General features: G+C 66.4%; 9 protein-coding genes and 1 riboswitch. Of the genes, 4 read left to right on the top strand and 5 right to left on the bottom strand.

The features are described from left to right. Positions 1–124 precede the first annotated feature (124 nt). Positions 125–1,150 carry an NAD-dependent epimerase/dehydratase family protein gene (locus tag B7D75_RS23860; RefSeq protein WP_074197232.1) on the top strand — a complete coding sequence of 342 codons (1,026 nt, stop codon included), beginning with the start codon at positions 125–127 and terminating at the stop codon, positions 1,148–1,150. Here the strand turns inward: B7D75_RS23860 and B7D75_RS23855 are convergent. The 5 genes from B7D75_RS23855 to B7D75_RS23835 form a co-directional block, all read right to left on the bottom strand. Further along, on the bottom strand, positions 1,147–1,590 hold the full coding sequence (locus B7D75_RS23855; RefSeq protein WP_003151162.1) for a nuclear transport factor 2 family protein: 444 nt from the start codon (positions 1,588–1,590) through the stop codon (positions 1,147–1,149). The two genes, B7D75_RS23860 and B7D75_RS23855, sit on opposite strands and share 4 nt — an antisense overlap. A gap of 115 nt (positions 1,591–1,705) precedes the next feature. Then, the gene (locus tag B7D75_RS23850; RefSeq protein WP_012077362.1) at positions 1,706–2,284 is read right to left on the bottom strand and encodes a TMEM165/GDT1 family protein; all 579 of its coding nucleotides are present in this window, start codon (positions 2,282–2,284) and stop codon (positions 1,706–1,708) included. An 89-nt stretch (positions 2,285–2,373) separates the two neighbouring features. Beyond that, positions 2,374–2,498: riboswitch (yybP-ykoY riboswitch) on the bottom strand. 140 nt (positions 2,499–2,638) lie between these two features. Then, positions 2,639–4,102 carry an amino acid permease gene (locus B7D75_RS23845; RefSeq protein ID WP_003158017.1) on the bottom strand — a complete coding sequence of 488 codons (1,464 nt, stop codon included), beginning with the start codon at positions 4,100–4,102 and terminating at the stop codon, positions 2,639–2,641. 95 nt (positions 4,103–4,197) lie between these two features. After that, positions 4,198–5,196 carry a class I SAM-dependent methyltransferase gene (locus tag B7D75_RS23840; RefSeq protein ID WP_034000363.1) on the bottom strand — a complete coding sequence of 333 codons (999 nt, stop codon included), beginning with the start codon at positions 5,194–5,196 and terminating at the stop codon, positions 4,198–4,200. Positions 5,197–5,304: 108 nt separating this feature from the next. Continuing rightward, a complete protein-coding gene (locus tag B7D75_RS23835) occupies positions 5,305–6,276 on the bottom strand; it encodes a 2-hydroxyacid dehydrogenase (protein WP_034000362.1) in 972 nt (323 codons plus the stop codon). A 319-nt stretch (positions 6,277–6,595) separates the two neighbouring features. Between B7D75_RS23835 and B7D75_RS23830 the strand changes: the two genes are divergently transcribed. The 3 genes from B7D75_RS23830 (at position 6,596) to B7D75_RS23820 (ending at position 15,725) form a co-directional block, all read left to right on the top strand. Further along, entirely contained in the window at positions 6,596–13,285 is a 6,690-nt protein-coding gene (locus tag B7D75_RS23830) for an MBG domain-containing protein (RefSeq protein ID WP_107114486.1), read from the top strand. 62 nt (positions 13,286–13,347) lie between these two features. Continuing rightward, positions 13,348–15,054 carry a two-partner secretion system transporter CdrB gene (cdrB, locus tag B7D75_RS23825; protein ID WP_033999463.1) on the top strand — a complete coding sequence of 569 codons (1,707 nt, stop codon included), beginning with the start codon at positions 13,348–13,350 and terminating at the stop codon, positions 15,052–15,054. A 281-nt stretch (positions 15,055–15,335) separates the two neighbouring features. Continuing rightward, positions 15,336–15,725 (top strand): hypothetical protein, encoded by a 390-nt coding sequence (locus B7D75_RS23820; RefSeq protein WP_012077357.1) that lies wholly within the window; start codon positions 15,336–15,338, stop codon positions 15,723–15,725. Positions 15,726–15,867 lie beyond the last annotated feature (142 nt).

Here is a 15,867-nt window from a genome sequence, read left to right as displayed (position 1 = left end):
GCGGGGCGGCCGGCGCGCCGACAGGCTTACCGTCGGAAACGCGCGATGTGTATTTCCGTAACCCGCTGTTTGGTATCTCGCCGGTGTTCGGCCTAGACTGCTGGCCGACCCGCTCGCGGGACCCGTGGACGAACAGTCACTCTCACGCCCTGGAGCTCATGTGAAATACGCCGTACTCGGAGCCACCGGCCTGCTGGGACATCACGCCGCGCGCGCCATCAGGGCCGCCGGTCACGATCTGGTGCTGGTCCACCGTCCTTCTTCGCAGATCCAGCGTCTCGCCTATCTGGAGCCCGAGTGCCGGGTCGCCGAGATGCTCGATCACGCCGGCCTGGAGCGCGCGCTGCGCGGCCTCGACGGAGTGATCTTCAGCGCCGGCTACTATCCGTCGCGGCCACGCCGCTGGCAGGAGGAAGTGGCCAGCGCGCTGGGCCAGACCAATCCGTTCTACGCCGCCTGCCTGCAGGCGCGGGTGCCGCGCATCCTCTATGTCGGCTCGGCCTACGCCATGCCGCGCCATCCGCAGGGCCTGCCGGGACACGAGGGGCTGTTCTACGACAGCCTGCCGAGCGGCAAGAGTTCCTACGTGCTGTGCAAGTGGGCGCTCGACGAGCAGGCCCGGGAGCAGGCGCGCAATGGCCTGCCGGTGGTGATCGGGATTCCCGGAATGGTCCTCGGCGAACTGGACATCGGCCCGACCACCGGGCGCGTGATCACCGCCATCGGCAATGGCGAGATGACCCACTACGTCGCCGGCCAGCGCAATGTCATCGACGCCGCCGAAGCCGGCCGCGGCCTGCTGATGGCCCTGGAGCGCGGGCGCATCGGCGAGCGCTACCTGCTGACCGGGCACAACCTGGAGATGGCCGACCTGACCCGGCGCATCGCCGAACTGCTCGGCCAGCCGGCACCGCAGCCGATGTCGATGGCCATGGCTCGCGCCCTGGCCACCCTCGGCCGCCTGCGCTACCGGGTCAGCGGCCAGTTGCCGCTGCTCGACGAGACCGCTATCGAGGTGATGGCCGGAGGGCAGTTCCTCGATGGACGCAAGGCCCGCGAGGAACTCGGCTTCTTCTCCACCACCGCCCTGGACGACACCCTGCTGCGCGCCATCGACTGGTTCCGCGACAACGGCTATTTCAACACCTAGGGCAGCGCCTTTTCCGCGAAGGGCCGGGTCTGCAGTCCCAGCTGGGCGCGGAAGCTCTCCATGTCGAACATGGTGCACAGTTCCTGCAGCTGGCCCTGCGGGTTGAACACCCAGAAGCCCATCGCGGAAATGCTCAGCACCTTGTCGCTGGCCGGATAGCCCAGGGTCGGCCGGACGATGGTGCCGATCAGGGTGCTCCAGGTGAACACCTTGCGCTCCTCGCCGATGCAGTCCTCGACCACCACCTCCAGGTCCGGCATGGCCGTGCGGATGTCCTGCACAAGGCGGATATAGCCGGCGGTATCCAGGGGATGGCCGATGAACGAACTCTTGTAGAGGAAATCCTTGCTGTGCAGTTGCTCCACCAGCGCCATGCGGCCCTTGTTCCAGGACAGTTCGATGTGATGGCGGGCGAGTCGTTTCAGGTCGTGTGCGGGCATCTCCGGCTCTCGCGGGCGGGTGGTCGGGCAGGCATCCGGTACCTGCCTGAACTCTAGCCGCTTCCATGCATTTTGCATTGGCCGCCTAGCCAACCGGGCCCGGCGGCGCGGTCCGTCAGAGCCAGCCTGTCAATCGCGCGGCGTGCCAGGCGGCGTAAAGGCCGAGCGCGGCGAAGGCGGCCGCGGCCAGGCGGCGGATCAGCGCCAGCGGCAACCTGTCGGCGGCCAGGTTGCCGATCAGCACCACCGGCACATTGGCGATCAGCATGCCCAGCGTGGTGCCGATCACCACCAGCCAGAAATGCGGATACTGGGCGGCCAGCATCACCGTGGCGACCTGGGTCTTGTCACCCATCTCGGCGAGGAAGAAGGCGATCAGGGTGGTGAGGAAGGGCCCGTATTTCTTCAGCCCGGACTCTTCGTCGTCGAGCTTGTCCGGGACCAGCGTCCAGAGCGCGACGGCGATGAAGGACGCGGCGAGGATCCAGCTCAGGGTGGCTTCGGAGAAGAAGCTGGCGACCCAGGCGCCTACCGCGCCGGCGGCGAAGTGGTTGGCCAGGGTGGCGGCGACGATGCCGGCGATGATCGGCCATGGCTTGCGGAACCGCGCCGCGAGCAGGAGCGCCAGCAACTGGGTCTTGTCGCCGATTTCCGCGAGAGCAACGATCAGGGTGGGGACGAACAGCGATTCCATCAGGCTTCCTAAGGGGCGGGTCGACTAATCACCATGACACGCGCCATCTGCCCGCCCCGGGTCAGATCGTGCGTGTCATAGGTCTTGTCAAACCCTTGGCCTGTCTGGGCAGGCTTGGGTCGCGCGCGCCATGGTCTGCGGACCAAGTGTGTTGACGCGTGCCGGGCGAGGCCTGGACGGCGCTCGCGGGAGACTACTCCCCTAGGACGGGGCGCATTCTGCCCAAGCCGGGCGGCTTGGGCAAGCCCAAGGGGGGAACTTTCGTTCGGCCGGGCGCAGGGGGAGGCGGGATCGTGCGGCCAAATGCCGGCGAACCGCGGCGAATCCATGCGGATCGCCGGAGTACTCTGCGGTTCAGGGATTGGTCGGGCTGACGTCCATCTCGTTGTAGCGGACGAAGCGCGAACGCTTCTTCCAGCGGTAGCCCAGCCAGATCGCCAGGAACAGCGGCAGGCTGATGTAGGTGGCCAGCAGGCCGATCCAGTCGATGCGCTCGCCGACCAGCGCCTGGTAGTTCTGTCCGAGGGTGATGACCATGCACAGGGCGAAGGCGAACAGCGGGCCGAAGGGGAACAGCTTGGCCCGGTAGGGCAGGTCTTCCAGGCGGCCGCCCTGGGCGAGGTAACCCTTGCGGAAGCGGTAGTGGGAGATGGCGATGCCCAGCCAGGCGATGAAGCCGCACATGCCCGAGGTATTCAGCAGCCAGGTGTAGACGGTGCTGTCGCCGAAGGCCGAGGTGAGGAAGCACAGGGCACCGACCAGGGTCGTGGCGTAGAGCGCGTTGCGCGGCACACCGCTGCGCGAGACGCGGGAGAACAGGCGCGGTGCCTTGCCCTCGAGGGCCAGGTTGTAGAGCATGCGGGTCGAGGCGTACATCCCCGAGTTGCCGGCCGAGAGGATCGCCGAGAGGATCACCGCGTTCATCACCCCTGCGGCGGCGGCGAAACCGGCGCGCTCGAAAAGCAGGGTGAAAGGCGACACGCTGATGTCGCTGGCGTCGTTCTTCAGCAGGTTCGGGTCGGTATAGGGGATCAGCATGCCGATCACGAAGATCGCCAGGATGTAGAACATCAGGATGCGCCAGAACACCTGGCGGATGGCGATCGGGATGTTCTTCCGCGGATTTTCCGACTCGCCGGCGGCGATGCCGATCAGTTCGGTGCCCTGGAACGAGAAGCCGGCGATCATCGCCACCCCGACCATCGCCTGGAAGCCGCCGACGAAGGGCGCGTCGCCCAGGGTGAAGTTGCTGAAGCCGGGCGACTCCACGCCATGCATGATGCCGAAGATGGTCGCCAGGCCGACGCCGATGAAGATGACCACCGTGACCACCTTGATCAGGGCGAACCAGAACTCGCTTTCGCCGAAGCCACGCGCGGAGATCACGTTGAGGCCGAACATGATGCCGAGGAAGATCGCGCTCCAGTAGATTCCCGGCACGTCGGGGAACCAGAAGCTCATCACCAGCTGCGCCGCCACCAGTTCCGCGGCGATGGTCACCGCCCAGTTGTACCAGTAGTTCCAGCCGAGGGCGAAACCGAAGCCATCTTCGACGAACCGGCTGCCATAGGTGCAGAACGAGCCGGAAACCGGCATGTAGGCGGCCATCTCGCCGAGGCTGGTCATGAGGAAGTAGACCATCAGGCCGATCAGTGCGTAGGAGAGCAGCGCGCCGCCCGGGCCGGCGCTGGCCACGGTGGCCCCGGAAGCGACGAACAGCCCGGTGCCGATGGAGCCGCCGATGGCGATCATGTTCAGGTGCCGCGGCTTGAGTACCCGCCGAAGTTGCTGGCCCTGGCTGGCGTTGAGGTCAGTCATCGGCGGCCTCCCGGCGAGGGGCCGCGAAAGGGAATGGCTGCGGGCGGACGGGCAGGGAGAGGAAAAGCTTCATTCACGAGGGTTCCAGGCAGAAATCAGGGGCGACGGGCGGTGTAGACGCGGAAGCCATCGCCTTCGGCGAGCGTCCGGCAAGGGCCGAGATGGCGCTCGATCAACGGCGGGTATTTCAGGAAGCTGTTGGCCACCAGGCGCAGCTCGCCGCCTGCCGCCAGGTGTTCGGCGGCTCGTTGCAGCAGGCGCTCGGAGGCCTGGTAGTCGGTATGCACGCCCTGGTGGAAGGGCGGGTTGCTGACGATCGCGGCGAGGCCGCGCGGCGCGCCGTCGATACCGTCGGCGGCGATCACTTCGCCGTCGAGGCCGTTGGCGGCCAGGGTCAGGCGACTGCTCGCGACGGCGAAGGCGTCGACGTCGAGCAGGGTCAGGCGGCTGGCGGGATAGCGTCGTTTGACCAACGCCCCGAGCACGCCGGCGCCGCAGCCGAAGTCGAGCAGGTGGCCTTTGGGCAGGTCGTCCAGATGCTCGAGCAGCAACGCGCTGCCGCGGTCCAGGCGGCCATGGCTGAATACGCCCGGCAGGCTGACCACCTGCAGCTCGCCATCGGCCAGAGGCAGGCTGTAGCGCTGGGCCAGGGCCAGCAGGTCGGGTTCGGCCGGCGCCTGTTCGACCTGTACCTGCCAGAGCTGGCAATGTCGCGCGCTGTCGAGCTTGCGCGGCCTGCCGTAGGCGGCCAGTTGCTTGCTGGCGCGCTCGATGCCGCCGCGCTTCTCGCCGACCAGGAACAGTTCGCCGCCGGGCAGGCGCGCGGCCAGGCTGGCCAGCAGGTAGTCGGCCAGTTCGCGTGACTTGGGCAGGAACAGTACCGCCGCCGACCAGGCGCCCACCGGCGCGCGGGTGTCGAAGCGGCTGCGGCCGGGAAAGCGGGCGTCCAGTTGCGCCTGTTCGCCGGCGTGCCAGCTCCAGCCGTGGGCCAGCGGCAGCTCGGCGAGCAGGTCGTCGGCGGGCAGGCCGGCCAGCAGCGTCGGCGCGGCGAAGAGGTGGCGCTGGCGCAGCAGCACTTCACTGCGTGGGTCCATGCGGGCTCCGGAAAAAATGGGAAATCTTAACAGGCTTGGGCCTGGCATACCCGCCTGGATTGTCGGCGATGACTGCCGTTCATCCGTGCCGGGTTTCCTCTGCCCGTTTCAGCCGGCATTCACCACCCGCAGCGCGCGACCGGCCTTCCAGGCCTCGGCGTTTTCCGCCAACTGGCCGACGATGCGTTGCCGCGCCTCGCGGCTGCCCCAGGCGTTGTGCGGGGTGACGATCAGCCGCGGGATGTCCGGTGCCAGCAGCGGATTGCCGTTTCGCGGCGGCTCGACGCTGAGCACGTCGGTGGCGGCGCCGCCCAGGTGTCCGCCGCGTAGCGCGTCGGCCAGCGCCTGTTCGTCGACCAGTCCGCCACGGGCGGTATTGACCAGGAACGCGCCGGGCTTCATCAGCGCCAGTTCGGCGGCGCCGAGCATGCCGCGGGTAGCCTCGGTCAGGGGACAGTGCAGGGTCAGGGCGTCGACCCGCGGCAGGAGTTCGCCAAGCGGCAGCCGGTCCGCCCGGGCCGGCCGCCCTGGCAACTGGCCGAGCAGCACGCGCATGCCGAAGGCTTCCGCCAGTCGCGCCACCGCGCCGCCCAGTTCGCCGTGGCCGAGCAGGCCGAGGGTCTTGCCTTCCAGTTCGACAATGGGGAAGTCCAGCAGGCAGAACTGGCTGGCCTGCTGCCAGCGTCCGGCGCGTATCGCCTGCTGGTAGTCCGGCAGCCGGGTGGCCAGCGCCAGCAGCAGCGCGAGGGTGTGCTGGGCCACCGACGGCGTGCCGTAGCCATGGCAGTTGGCGACGACGATCTCACGCTCGCGGGCGGCGGCAAGATCGATGTTGTTGGTGCCGGTGGCGCTGACCAGGATCAGCCGCAGTTCGGGATTGGCGGCCAGGCATTGCGCATCGATGGGCGCCTTGTTGCTGATCGCCACCTGCGCCCCGTGCAGTCGCCCGGCGACTTCCTGCGGCTGGCTGGAGGGGTACAGCATGAGTTCGTCGAACGCGGCATGCAGGGCACGCATATCGAGGTCGCCGAGGTCGAGGGAGGCGTGGTCGAGGAAGACGGCGCGCAGGGAATGGCTCATGGAAGGTCCTTGGCGGCAGCGAGCGAAGGCTGCCTAGCCTAGCAAACCCCCGCGCCAGGCGGGCTTTCCGGTTTTCTTGACAGTGATTATCTCGAAAGTATTGTCGGTTTTTTGACGTTGTTACATATTTAACCTTCGTAGTGTCATTTTTGAGTCACTCCGACGAACGGTCGCCCTTTCAAGTGGACATTTTTTGATCTGGAAGGCATTTTTTTGGCACATAGGGCGCCATGTGAATTACTTCTCAGATTTTCGTCATTTAACTGACGAAATGAAGTGCTGGAAAACTGACGTGCGCCACGTAGATAGGGAGATTTTCATGGTCCGTCCGGATAACCAGCGCGACAAGCGCACCACTTCGAAAGCCGGTAGGGAGGGTCGTTTCGTCCTCGCCGCCAGCAGCACCCTGATGTTCGCCATCGCCAGTATCAATGCGGCCATGGCGGCGCCCACCGGTGCCCAGTTCAACCCCAACGAGATCAAGATCAGCCAGCAGGGCAAGACCACGCTGATCGACCAGAGCACCCAGCGCGCGATCATCAACTGGAAGGGCTTCGACGTGTCCGCCGACGAAGCGGTGCGCTTCAACCAGCCCGGGGTGACCTCGTCGACCCTGAACCGGGTCACCGCCGGCCAGGAAAGCGTGATCGCCGGGCGCATCTCGGCGCCCGGGCAGGTGATCATCTACAACTCCAACGGCGTGGTATTCAGCGGCACGGCCAAGGTCGACGTCGGCTCCCTGATCACCACCACGGCGAACATCAGCGACGAACACTTCCGCCAGGGCAAGCTGATCTTCGACCAGCCCGGTAACCCCAATGCGCGGATCGTCAACGACGGCAGCATCAGCGTCGCCGAGAAAGGCCTGGCGGCCTTCGTCGCGCCGTCGGTGGCCAACAACGGCGTGATCAACGCGCGCCTCGGCACCGTGGCGATGGCCGCCGGCAACGCCGCCACCATCGACCTCTACGGCGACGGCCTGGTGTCGATCGCGGTGACCGACCCGGTCACCCGCAAGCCGCAGGATGCCCAGGCGCTGGTCAGCAACGGCGGGGCCATCCAGGCCGATGGCGGCAGCGTGCTGATCACCGCCGAGCAGGCCTCGCGGGTGGTCGATAACGCGGTCAACCTGTCCGGCGTGATCCTCGCCCGCGGCACCGAGGTGCGCGAGGGCAGCGTGGCGCTGGTGAGCAAGTCCGGGGACATCCAGGTCGCCGGCAAGATCGACGTCAGCGGACCGAAGAATGGTGGCGACGTGCTGGTCAGCGGCCAGCAGGTGGTCCTGGCGAGCAGCGCCAGCGTCGATGCGCGCGGCGCCGCCCAGGGTGGCAGCGTACGCATCGGCGGCGACTTCCAGGGCCGCGGCGAACTGCCCCGGGCGAAGAACACCACGCTGGACAAGGGCGCCAGCATCGACGTTTCCGCAACCGGCAAGGGCAACGGCGGCCTCGCCGTGGTCTGGTCGGACGGCAATACCCGCATGGACGGGCGGATCCTCGCCCGGGGCGGTGCCCAGGGCGGCAACGGCGGCCTGGTGGAAACCTCCGGCAAGGTCAACCTGAGCATCGCCGACAGCGCCTACGTCAGCGTCGCGGCACCCTACGGCAACGGCGGCACCTGGCTGCTCGACCCGACCACCCTGCGCATCGTCGCCTCCGGCGGCACCTCCGGCTCGGTCGGGGGAGCCAATGGCGCCAGCGGCAACGCGACGGTCAATGCCTCGGTGGTCACCGGCGCGCTGGCCGGCGGCCGGGTTACCCTCAGCGCCAGCGACCGGCTGTCGGTCGAGGCGCCGCTGATCACCAACAACCTGGGCGGCGCCAGCCGTGGCCTGGAGTTGATCGCCACCGGCCCGGCCGGCGCGGTGGACATCTCCGCGCCGATCCTGTTCCGCAACGGCAGCCTGGCGATCCGCGCCGGCGGCAATATCAACTTCCTCAGCGGTGGCACCCCGCAGACCAGTGGCATCGTCGACCTTGGCAGCGGCACCCTGTGGATGCAGACCAGCACCACCGGCAAGATCAGCCAGCAGGCCGGTACCGCGCTGATCGCCGCCAACCTGGCCGGTCGTGCCGGCAGCATCGACCTCGGTTCCTGGGACAACTACGCCGGCAACCTGGCGCTGCAGACCTTCAATGGCGCGTTGAAGTACCGGCAGAGCAACTCCACCGGTGTGACCACCAGCGGCACGGTGTTCGATCCGTTCATCGCCAGCCAGAGCATGACCGGCACCGCGCAGAACATCGTCTCCAGCGTCGGTACCCGGGTCCTCGAGGCCAACAGCAGAGGCACCACCGGCAACTACACCCTGACCGCCGACGGCAACAGCGAGTTCGACCGCCTGGTCTTCACCGCGTTGCCCTACCGCCGGGTCAGCGGCTCCGCCAGCTTCCCGACCAACGACTCGTCGGATTACCTGGTGACCAACCTGCGCTACCGGGTCAACGGCAGCGACGTCACGGCCACGCCGACCGGCGGCACGCCCAGCGGCTTCACCGTCGCCGCCGGCAACGGCAGCGTCACCACCTGGGCCGGCAACTGGGGCACCAGTTGGGGCGTGAAGGGCTTCGGCGGGGTGATCGGGGTGACTGACGAGTTGCAGTACGACGTCGGCACCGGCCTGACCGAGGAACTGATCTTCGGCCTGGGCGGCAAGACCAGCCGCGTCGACACCCGCCTCGACCTGTTCATGCGCGAGGGGCCATTCGGCAGCTTTGCCGAGCGCGCCCAGGTGGAAATGTTCAAGACCACTACCACCGCTGGCGACATTCTCTCGCGCCAGCAGACCGCCACCCTGACCGCCGGCGATGCCAGCCGCGTCTACGGCGATGCCAACCCGGCGCTGACGGCGACCATGTCCGGCATCAATGCCATCGATGCCTATGTCAACAGCCAGTTCAACGACCTCTACCAGGTGACCGCCAGCACCACTGCGACCCAGGCGTCGAACGTCGGGCAGTACGCGATCACCGGCAATGCCAACGGCAGCGAATACTTCAGCCAGCGCTACCAGCTGGTACGCCAGGACGGCAAGCTGACGGTCACCCCGGCGCAACTGATCGTCAGCGCCGACGCCAGGAGCAAGGTCTATGGCGACGCCGATCCGAGCCTGACCTACCAGGTCAGCGGTCTGAAGAACGGCGACACCGCGGGTAGCGTGCTGACCGGCAACCTGGGCCGGGTGGCCGGCGAGAATGTCGGCAACTACGGGATTCTCCAGGGCGGGCTGGGCCTCAATACCGCCAACTACACCCTGAGCTACGTCGGCAACGACCTGCGCATCACGCCGGCGCAACTGAACGTGATCGCCGACGCCAAGACCAAGGTGTACGGCGACCTGGATCCGACCCTCACCTACCAGGTCTCCGGCCTGAAGCGCGGCGATACCGCCGGCGCGGTGCTCAATGGCGGCAGCCTGAGTCGCGTGGCGGGCGAGAATGTCGGGGTCTACGGCATCAACCAGGGCGGCCTGGGCCTGGTCAGCAGCAACTACACGCTGAATTACCAGGGCAACGACCTGACCATCACCAAGGCGCTGCTGAACGTGATCGCCGATGCCAAGACCAAGGTCTACGGCGATGCCGACCCGAGCCTGACCTACCAGGTCAGCGGCCTGAAGAACGGCGATAGCGCAGGCGCGATTCTGACCGGCGGGCTGAACCGTGCCGCGGGCGAGAACGTGGGCGTGTACGGCATCAACCAGGGCGACCTGGCACTGAACAGCGGCAACTATGACCTGAGCTATCAGGGCAATAACCTGACCATCACCAAGGCGCTGCTGAACGTGATCGCCGACGCCAAGACCAAGGTCTATGGCGACGCCGACCCGAGCCTGACCTACCAGGTCAGCGGACTGAAGAACGGCGATAGCGCAGGCGCGATTCTGACCGGCGGGCTGAACCGTGCCGCGGGCGAGAACGTGGGCGTGTACGGCATCAACCAGGGCGACCTGGCACTGAACAGCGGCAACTATGACCTGAGCTATCAGGGCAATAACCTGACCATCACCAAGGCGCTGCTGAACGTGATCGCCGACGCCAAGACCAAGGTCTATGGCGACGCCGACCCGAGCCTGACCTACCAGGTCAGCGGACTGAAGAACGGCGACAGCGCCGGTTCGATCCTGACCGGTGGCCTGAACCGCGCCGCGGGCGAGAACGTGGGCGTGTACGGCATCAACCAGGGCGACCTGGCACTGAACAGCGGCAACTATGACCTGAGCTATCAGGGCAATAACCTGACCATCACCAAGGCGCTGCTGAACGTGATCGCCGACGCCAAGACCAAGGTCTATGGCGACGCCGACCCGAGCCTGACCTACCAGGTCAGCGGACTGAAGAACGGCGACAGCGCCGGTTCGATCCTGACCGGTGGCCTGAACCGCGCCGCGGGCGAGAACGTGGGCGTGTACGGCATCAACCAGGGCGACCTGGCACTGAACAGCGGCAACTATGACCTGAGCTATCAGGGCAATAACCTGACCATCACCAAGGCGCTGCTGAACGTGATCGCCGACGCCAAGACCAAGGTCTACGGCGATGCCGACCCGAGCCTGACCTACCAGGTCAGCGGCCTGAAGAACGGCGATAGCGCAGGCGCGATCCTGACCGGCGGGCTGAACCGTGCCGCGGGCGAGAACGTGGGCGTGTACGGCATCAACCAGGGCGACCTGGCACTGAACAGCGGCAACTACGACCTGAGCTACCAGGGCAACAACCTGACCATCACCAAGGCGCTGCTGAACGTGATCGCCGATGCCAAGACCAAGGTCTATGGCGACGCCGACCCGAGCCTGACCTACCAGGTCAGCGGGCTGAAGAACGGCGACAGCGCCGGCGCCGTGCTCAACGGCGGTAGCCTGAGTCGAGTTGCCGGTGAAAATGTCGGCACCTACGGCATCAACCAGGGCGACCTGGCACTGAACAGCGGCAACTACGACCTGGCCTACCAGGGCAACAACCTGACCATCACCAAGGCGCTGCTGAACGTGATCGCCGATGCCAAGACCAAGGTCTATGGCGACGCCGACCCGAGCCTGACCTACCAGGTCAGCGGGCTGAAGAACGGCGACAGCGCCGGCGCGATCCTCACCGGCGGGCTGAACCGTGCCGCGGGCGAGAACGTGGGCGTGTACGGCATCAACCAGGGCGACCTGGCACTGAACAGCGGCAACTATGACCTGAGCTATCAGGGCAACAACCTGACCATCACCAAGGCGCTGCTGAACGTGATCGCCGATGCCAAGACCAAGGTCTACGGCGATGCCGATCCGAGCCTGACCTACCAGGTCAGCGGTCTGAAGAACGGCGATAGCGCCGGCGCGATCCTCACCGGCGGGCTGAACCGTGCCGCGGGCGAGAACGTGGGCGTGTACGGCATCAACCAGGGCGACCTGGCACTGAACAGCGGCAACTACGACCTAGCCTACCAGGGTAACAACCTGACCATCACCAAGGCGCTGCTGAACGTGATCGCCGACGCCAAGACCAAGGTCTATGGCGACGCCGATCCGAGCCTGACCTACCAGGTCAGCGGTCTGAAGAACGGCGATAGCGCCGGCGCGATCCTCACCGGCGGGCTGAACCGTGCCGCGGGCGAGAACGTGGGCGTGTACGGCATCAACCAGGGCGACCTGGCACTGAACAGCGGCAACTACGACCTAGCCTACCAGGGTAACAACCTGACCATCACCAAGGCGCTGCTGAACGTGATCGCCGACGCCAAGACCAAGGTCTATGGCGACGCCGACCCGAGCCTGACCTACCAGGTCAGCGGCCTGAAGAACGGCGATAGCGCAGGCGCGATCCTGACCGGCGGGCTGAACCGTGCCGCGGGCGAGAACGTGGGCGTGTACGGCATCAACCAGGGCGACCTGGCACTGAACAGCGGCAACTATGACCTGAGCTATCAGGGCAATAACCTGACCATCACCAAGGCGCTGCTGAATGTGATCGCCGACGCCAAGACCAAGGTCTACGGCGATGCCGACCCGAGCCTGACCTACCAGGTCAGCGGCCTGAAGAACGGCGATAGCGCAGGCGCGATCCTGACCGGCGGGCTGAACCGTGCCGCGGGCGAGAACGTGGGCGTGTACGGCATCAACCAGGGCGACCTGGCACTGAACAGCGGCAACTATGACCTGAGCTATCAGGGCAATAACCTGACCATCACCAAGGCGCTGCTGAACGTGATCGCCGATGCCAAGACCAAGGTCTACGGCGATGCCGACCCGAGCCTGACCTACCAGGTCAGCGGTCTGAAGAACGGCGACAGCGCAGGCGCGATCCTCACCGGCGGGCTGAACCGCGCCGCGGGCGAGAACGTGGGCGTGTATGGCATCAACCAGGGCGGCCTGGTGCTGACCAGCGGCAACTACGACCTGGCCTACCAGGGCAATGACCTGACCATCACCAAGGCGCTGCTCAACGTATTCGCCGACGCCAAGAGCAAGCAGGTCGGCAGCGTCGACCCGGCGCTGACCTACCAGGTGAGCGGCCTGAAGAATGGCGACAGTGCCGGCCAGGTGCTCGCCGGTGGACTCGGTCGGGTGGGCGGCGAGGCGGTCGGCCAGTACGACATCCTCCAGGGCGGGCTCGCGCTTACCAGCGGCAACTATCAGCTCAACTACCAGGGCAACCTGCTGAGCATCCTGCCGCTGCCGGTCAATCCGGGCGACCTGGGCCAACTGGCGGCGTTCTCCGATCTGCGCGAGCTGCAGAAAGGGCGCGATCCGGATACCCCCGGGGACGCGGTCTACCGCACCACCACGCTGGAAAACCCGTTCCTCGAAAATCCCTTCCTGCGTGCCTACGCTCTGGGGATGGACGTCAGCGACCCGAACCTGCTGCCGGCGACCGCCGCGGGTCCGGCCGAGGATGCCAGCGCCAAGCGGGTGGGCCAGTTCACCGATCGTCCGCTGCGGGCAGAGGCGGAGAGTGGGGCGGGCTGCTCGAACCAGAGCTACCTGGCCGACTACTGGAGCTGCTTCAACAAGCCTCTGAACTTCTAACCCTTTTCGCAGTGCGCGCTATCGCCCTCGGGCGATAGCGCGTCATTTGCCCGAGGTGAATGATGAAACCTTCGCAATGGACGCTTCGCTGGGTGACGCTCTGTGGCTGCGGGATGCTGGCAGCATCCGCCGCCGCCGTGGAGTTGCCAGGGACTGTACAGCCATCCCAGCTCGATGAACGCTTCAAGCCGCGCAGCGAGCCGCAGGCCAAGCCCGAGGCGCCGCTGGTGGTACCCAGGCAGGTCGCGCCGCAAGGCAGTGAACAGATCCGCTTCGAACTGCGCGAGATTCGCATCGAAGGCAATACCCGCTACGACAAAGCGGTGCTCGAGTCCTACTACCAGCACATGCTCGGCAAGCAGGTTTCCCTGGCCGAGCTGGTCGACCTGGCCAACCGCCTGACCGCCAAGTACCGTCAGGACGGCTACCTGCTGACCCAGGTGGTGGTGCCGGAACAGAGCATCGAGGGCGGCAAGGTGCGCCTGCAGGTGATCGAGGGCTACCTCGAGCACGTGCAGATCAAGGGCACCGTCGACGGGCCGCGGGTGCGGGTGGAGGAACTGCTCGCGCCGCTCAGCGAGAAGCGCCCGCTGGACGCCGACACGCTGGAGCGCGGCCTGCTGCTGGTCGGCGACCTGCCGGGGGTGAACGTGCAGAGCGTGCTCAGCCCCGGCCAGGCGCTGGGCTCGTCGAACCTCGACGTGGCGTTGCAGCAGCAGCGCTACGAGGGCTTCGTCAGTCTCGACAACCGTGGCTCGCACTACACCGATCCGACCACCCTGGCCTTCGGCGCCACCGAGTTTTCCCGCCTGGGCTTCTACGAGCAGATCGACGTGCTCGGCGCGATCTCGCCGTTCAGCGACGCCACCCGCTACATCCAGTTGCGCGGCACGCTGCCGCTGGGCGGCATGTTCGCCGGCGATACCCTGCAGATCATGGGCTCCTATTCGAAGGTCAACCCGGACATCCCGGACTCGGTGTTCCCCTTCGACAGCGTCAGCAAGAGCACCGAAGGCAGCATTGCCTACAACCATCCCTTCATCCGCTCGCGCTCGCAGAACCTGAGCGGTGGCCTGGCGTTGCAGTGGAAGGATACCGAGACCCGTCTGCGCGACTTCGCCAGCGACGCCTCGAACCCAGGCCGTGACCACGTGCGGGTGTTCCAGCAGCGCCTGACCTACGACTGGGTCGACCGCTGGATGGGCATCAACCTGGCGGAGGTGCGCAACAACATCGGCCTGGACATGTGGGGGGCGACCAAGAAGGACGACGAGCGGCGTTCCCGCGAGGTGGCCGACGGCCGCTTCGTCTATCTCAACGGCAACGTCGGCCGCCTGCAGGGCCTCGGCGGGCCCTGGTCGGTGTACGGCGAGTTGCAGTGGCAGTACAGCTTCGACCCATTGCTGCCGAGCGAGCGCTTCGGTGTCGGCGGCAGCGGCATCGGTCGTGGCTTCGCGCCCGGCAACATCACCGGCGACCGCGGCTTCGCCCTGAAGATCGAGCCGCGCTACGGCCAGGCTGTGGGCTACAGCTGGCTGCGCAGCTACCAGGCCTACGCTTTCTACGACTGGGGCAAAACCTACAACCTCGACGTGGACGATGACGAGCAGCAGAAGCTCGGCTCGATAGGTGCCGGAGTGCGCTTCAACCTCACCGACCAGTTGTCGTTCAACCCGGAGATCGCCCGCCAGGTCATCGGTGAGCCGGCCGACCAGCGCGACGGCAAGCGCGATACGCGAGTCCTGTTCAACGTGGTGGCGCGTTTCTGAACGTCTCCTTCATCCGCAGCCAGGCGGGCCTGGCTGCGGGCTTCTCCGTGCTTTAATCCGAGTAATCCTGTCAAACATTCGATTTCTTCGATTTTTCTTATCGACATTCTCAATAGCGCCAGTTTCCTCGCGATACGACCGTTTTTCTCCTGAGGCTCCGATCTAGAGCGGCTTTTTCGACTATTTCAAATGTCGATAAAGACTATTGCCGTGCTTCGTTTTCCAATCGACTTTCCCGAACAGAGAATGGCTCCACGCAACGACTACCTGGAGCCACTGCCATGAAACGTCCGCTGATCCTCGCCATCGCTCTCGCCACCCTGGCCGCCAATGCCGCCTTCGCCGCACCGCGCGTCGAGTCCGTCGCCCTGCGCGGCGCCCAGCAAATGATCGCTTCCGACGGTTCCGACCGCACCCTCGAACGCCTGCGCAAGACCCAGGCGCCGCGGGTCCAGGAAGAACGCCGGATCGCCGAAAGCGGCAGCGAGCAGACCGTCGACCGCCTCCACCGCGACATGACCGGCCGCGAGGCGCGCCTGGCCGAGAACGGCAGCGAACAGACCGTCGACCGTCTGCACAAGGACCTGGGGCGCGCCGACCTGCGCCTGGCCGACAACGGTAGCGAGCGCACCGTCGAGCGCCTGCATCGGGAGATGCAGCGCCCCGCCTGACACCGCGGACCACGCCGCAAGGCGCGAGAAAAGCCCGGCTCGATGCCGGGCTTTCTTAATTGTCGAGAAGGAGCGGTGTACGGGTAGGTCGGGCGTCATCCGCAGACACACCGCTGCCGAGGCTTCGGCGCGCGACGGCACG

Origin of the sequence: Pseudomonas paraeruginosa, assembly GCF_003025345.2 — a bacterium.
GTDB classification, from domain to species: Bacteria; Pseudomonadota; Gammaproteobacteria; order Pseudomonadales; family Pseudomonadaceae; genus Pseudomonas; species Pseudomonas paraeruginosa.
Note: the sequence above shows the minus strand (reverse complement) of the source record. Positions and strands in the feature narration are given on the sequence as shown.

Bases quoted from the DNA above. Each gene is read 5' to 3' on its own strand.
- B7D75_RS23845 (WP_003158017.1), bottom strand. From the start codon at position 4,102: ATGACTGACCTCAACGCCAGCCAGGGCCAGCAACTTCGGCGGGTACTC.
- B7D75_RS23840 (WP_034000363.1), bottom strand. From the start codon at position 5,196: ATGGACCCACGCAGTGAAGTGCTGCTGCGCCAGCGCCACCTCTTCGCC.
- cdrB (WP_033999463.1), top strand. From the start codon at position 13,348: ATGAAACCTTCGCAATGGACGCTTCGCTGGGTGACGCTCTGTGGCTGC.
- B7D75_RS23830 (WP_107114486.1), top strand. From the start codon at position 6,596: ATGGTCCGTCCGGATAACCAGCGCGACAAGCGCACCACTTCGAAAGCC.
- B7D75_RS23835 (WP_034000362.1), bottom strand. From the start codon at position 6,276: ATGAGCCATTCCCTGCGCGCCGTCTTCCTCGACCACGCCTCCCTCGAC.
- B7D75_RS23850 (WP_012077362.1), bottom strand. From the start codon at position 2,284: ATGGAATCGCTGTTCGTCCCCACCCTGATCGTTGCTCTCGCGGAAATC.
- B7D75_RS23820 (WP_012077357.1), top strand. From the start codon at position 15,336: ATGAAACGTCCGCTGATCCTCGCCATCGCTCTCGCCACCCTGGCCGCC.
- B7D75_RS23855 (WP_003151162.1), bottom strand. From the start codon at position 1,590: ATGCCCGCACACGACCTGAAACGACTCGCCCGCCATCACATCGAACTG.